General features: G+C 55.9%; 4 protein-coding genes. All 4 read left to right on the top strand.

What is annotated here, in order from left to right; translation table 11 throughout:
• On the top strand, positions 1-1,013 hold a 1,013-nt coding region (locus ACIQ0G_RS10510), incomplete at its 5' end, for a sensor histidine kinase (RefSeq protein WP_397577859.1).
• Between the two features lies 1 nt (position 1,014).
• On the top strand, positions 1,015-2,415 hold the full coding sequence (locus ACIQ0G_RS10505) for a sigma-54-dependent transcriptional regulator (RefSeq protein WP_397577858.1): 1,401 nt from the start codon (positions 1,015-1,017) through the stop codon (positions 2,413-2,415).
• A gap of 112 nt (positions 2,416-2,527) precedes the next feature.
• Positions 2,528-3,025, top strand: coding sequence for an RNA chaperone Hfq (gene hfq, locus ACIQ0G_RS10500; RefSeq protein WP_183940801.1), 498 nt, complete (start codon positions 2,528-2,530; stop codon positions 3,023-3,025).
• On the top strand, positions 3,022-3,986 hold a 965-nt coding region (gene hflX, locus ACIQ0G_RS10495; protein WP_397577857.1), incomplete at its 3' end, for a GTPase HflX. The genes hfq and hflX, both read left to right, overlap by 4 nt.

Raw genomic sequence — 3,986 nt, 5'->3', positions numbered from 1 at the left:
TCGTTTCTGTCGATGGCGATGGCGTGGTCCAATTGGCGAATTCCACCGCCGAAAAATTGCTGAAGCATGAATCCGATACCATCGTTGGGCAAAAGTTCGACCTGGTTGCGCCCGCGCTCGCCGCTTTGGCCAGCGAGAGCCCACGCGGCGTCGTGCAGCTTGACGGCGGCCCAGAGCCGCTGACGGTCGCCGTCACGGTGTCTCCACGCGAGCAGGGCAGTGTGGTCACCTTTGAAGACATCAGTCAGCAGCTGGCCGATCAACGCCGCGCGGCATGGTCCGACGTCGCCCGCCGCATCGCGCACGAAATCAAAAACCCGCTCACGCCAATCCAATTGGCCGCAGAGCGTCTTCAGCGTCGCTTCGGCAAGAGCATTACCCAAGATGAAGCGATATTCACGCAGCTGACCAGCACCATCGTGCGCCAAGTCGGCGATTTGCGAAACATCGTCGATGAATTCTCCTCCTTCGCGCGGATGCCAAAGCCTTTGTTCCGGGCGGAAAATATGCACGATATTGTCGGGCATGCCGTGTTCATGTTTGAGGTTGCACATCCCGATATCCGCTTCACTTATAATCAGGATGGTCCGTTCCCGACATTAATCTCCGACCGACGCCAATTGGGGCAGGCGATCACCAACATTTTGAAAAACGCGGTTGAATCGATACAAGAGAAAAAGAAAACGGTCGAAGTCGACGGCGCGATCGTCGTCGATCTGGTTGTCGAAAATGATGGTTTAATTATCCGAATATCGGATAACGGCATTGGCCTGCCGCCGGATCGCAAGCGGATTATGGAACCCTATATCACCAACCGTGCAACCGGTTCGGGGCTTGGCCTCGCCATCGTTAAGAAAATCATTGAAGAACATTTTGGAGAGATTTCTCTGTCAGACAACCATCCGGAAGGCGCGGTTGTGACGTTGAAGTTCAATCCGGAAATCGTGGCATTGCGGGTAGGCAAGTTGAACGCCGCCCCGCCAGCAGTCAATTCAGATGAGGTTATGGGCTAATATGGCACTCGACATACTGATTGTAGACGACGAGCAAGACATTCGGGACTTGGTCTCCGGCGTCCTTGACGATGAAGGATATGGCACCAGAACAGCGGCTTCCGCTGATGAAGCCTTGGCCGCACTGGACGAGCGGTTGCCGTCGCTTATCCTTTTGGACGTATGGCTGCGCGGGTCGTCGATGGATGGTATTGAATTGCTGCGCGCTATCAAGTTACGCGATCCGCAGATTCCCGTCATCGTCTTTTCCGGGCATGGCAATATCGACACCGCCGTTGCCGCCATTGGCCATGGCGCGGCGGACTTTATCGAAAAGCCATTTGAGGCCAGCAAGCTTCTCCATTTGGTATCAAAAGCGACCGAGACCGAACGTCTTCGCGCGGAAAACGCGGCGCTAAAGGCGCGGGTAGGGCATTCGGAAGAACTCACCGGATCATCCGCGGCGATCAACGCGGTGCGCGCAACTTTGAAGAAAGTCGCGGGCACAGGCAGCCGGATGCTGATCACTGGCCCCGCTGGCGTTGGGAAAGAGGTCGCGGCCCGTTTGCTCCATAGCTGGAGCCCGCGTTCGGACTCGGCTTTCGTCTCGGTGAGCGCCGCCCGCTTGTCCCCAGAGCGCTTTGATGAAGAGCTGTTCGGTATCGAAAAAGATGGCCGGCTTGTGCAGGCTGGCATGTTGGAAAAAGCGCATGGTGGCACGTTGTTTCTCGACGAAGTTGCGGACATGCCGTGGACCACGCAGGGCAAGATTTTGCGTGTTTTAACCGACCAAAGCTTTGTGCGGGTAGGGGGCGACCGGCAGATTAGGGTCGATGTCCGCTTTGTCTCCGCCACTGCGCGTGATTTGGCGATTGAGATTGCGGAAGGGCGCTTTCGCGAGGATCTTTTCTATCGCCTGAATGTTGTGCCCGTTGAAATTCCGCCATTGTCTGGCCGTCGGGAGGATATTCCCGACCTTGCCAATCATTATGCGGCGCGCTTTGCATCGGAACATCGCATTCCACCGCCCTATTTTTCGGATGACGCCATGGCCGCGCTTCAGGCGTGTGAGTGGCCGGGAAATGTGCGCCAGCTGCGCAATATCATTGAGCGGACGATCATATTGGCGCCCGCAAACCGGGTCCACACGATTGACGCGGACATGCTGCCCTCGGAAGTCATCAACAGCTATGAAGGCACGGAGAATAATGTCACGTCGCTGATGGGCGCGCCCTTGCGTGAGGCGCGCGAAGCGTTTGAACGCGAATATCTGCGTGTGCAGATTAAGCGTTTTTCAGGCAATATTTCCAAGACGGCGGCTTTTGTGGGGATGGAGCGTTCTGCACTGCATCGTAAGCTCAAACTGCTTGGCATTTCCGTACGGAAAAACGGTCTGGAGGTTGAAGAAGATAGCGACGCATGAGTCCAATTGCGCCGTATGCCGTCCTCGTGTATACGCGCTTTTGCCTCGGCTCACTCCCTTTTAGGGTCTCCCGTTAAGCCGGGCACAACAAAAATATAATCGGATAATAATAATGACTGAAAAGAATAACGGACTGCAAGATCTGTTTCTGAACTCGCTGAGAAAATCAAAAACACCGGTGACCATGTTTTTGGTCAAGGGTGTGAAGCTTCAAGGCGTCGTCACCTGGTTTGACAACTTCTCCGTGCTATTGCGCCGTGATGGCATGTCCCAGCTGGTCTATAAGCATAGCATTTCCACGATTATGCCATCTGTCTCGCCCGATCGGTCGGTGTTCGATGACATGATGAGCCGCACCAGCCACCGTGTGGGTATGCTGCAGGATGTGTTCTTGCATGCGATGTGCGACAAGAATGAGCCCGTCACCACGTTCCTCGTCAACGGTGTGATGCTTCAGGGCGGTATTGCGGCCTATGACCTGTTTTCGGTTCTGCTGGAACGCGATGGTACGACGCAGCTCGTCTACAAGCATGCCATATCGACCATTCAGCCTGCGCATCCTGTAAATCTCGCCGAATATAATCAGGGCGTGGATGAGGATGATATTTGAGCGTTTTTGAACGCAGCGAGACCGACGAATTTGCGCGCGGTGCGCGTGCGTTGGTTATTTACCCCGAATTGCCCGGACGGGCTTCGGTAGGGCCAGAGGCGCGGCTTGCCGAGGCCGAGGGCCTTGCCTTGGCCATTGGCTTGAATGTCGTCCAGAAAAAGCATTTTCGCGTGCGTTCGCCGCGCGCGGTTACCTTGCTTGGTGGCGGGCAGGTCGAAGAAATCGCCCAGATAGGCAAGGACTTGGAAATCGACCTGCTCATCGTCGATGCGTCTTTGACGGCCATTCAGCAGCGCAATCTGGAAGAGCGCACCGGATTAAAAACCATTGACCGTACCGGGCTCATCCTCGAAATTTTTGGCGAGCGTGCGGCAACAGCCGAAGGACGGTTGCAGGTTGAGCTGGCCCATTTGGATTATCAAGCCGGTCGCTTGGTGCGCAGCTGGACGCACTTGGAACGGCAGCGCGGGGGCTTCGGCTTCCTGGGCGGCCCGGGCGAAACGCAGATTGAGGCCGACCGCCGGATGATCCGCGACCGGATGGCGCGTTTGCGCCGCGAGCTTGAGGAAGTGAAACGAACACGGTCTTTGCACCGTGCGCGCCGCAAAAGGGCGCCTTGGCCAGTGATCGCTTTGGTTGGCTATACCAACGCCGGCAAATCGACCTTGTTCAACAGCCTAACGCGCGCGACTGTGTTGGCAGAAGATATGCTTTTTGCGACGCTCGACCCCACCATGCGGGAAATTTCGTTGCCCGGAGTCGAAAAAGCAATTTTGTCGGACACGGTTGGATTTGTTTCCGACCTGCCAACGCAATTGGTTGCCGCATTCCGCGCCACGCTCGAAGAAGTGATTTCGGCCGATATCATTGTGCATGTCCGCGATATCTCGCACAGCGAAACCGACGCGCAACGTGATGATGTTCTCCAAATCCTGCGTGATTTAGGCGTGTTGGACGATGA

Source organism: Sphingorhabdus sp. (assembly GCF_044354325.1).
Classification (GTDB): Bacteria; Pseudomonadota; Alphaproteobacteria; order Sphingomonadales; family Sphingomonadaceae; genus Sphingorhabdus_B.
Note: the sequence above shows the minus strand (reverse complement) of the source record. Positions and strands in the feature narration are given on the sequence as shown.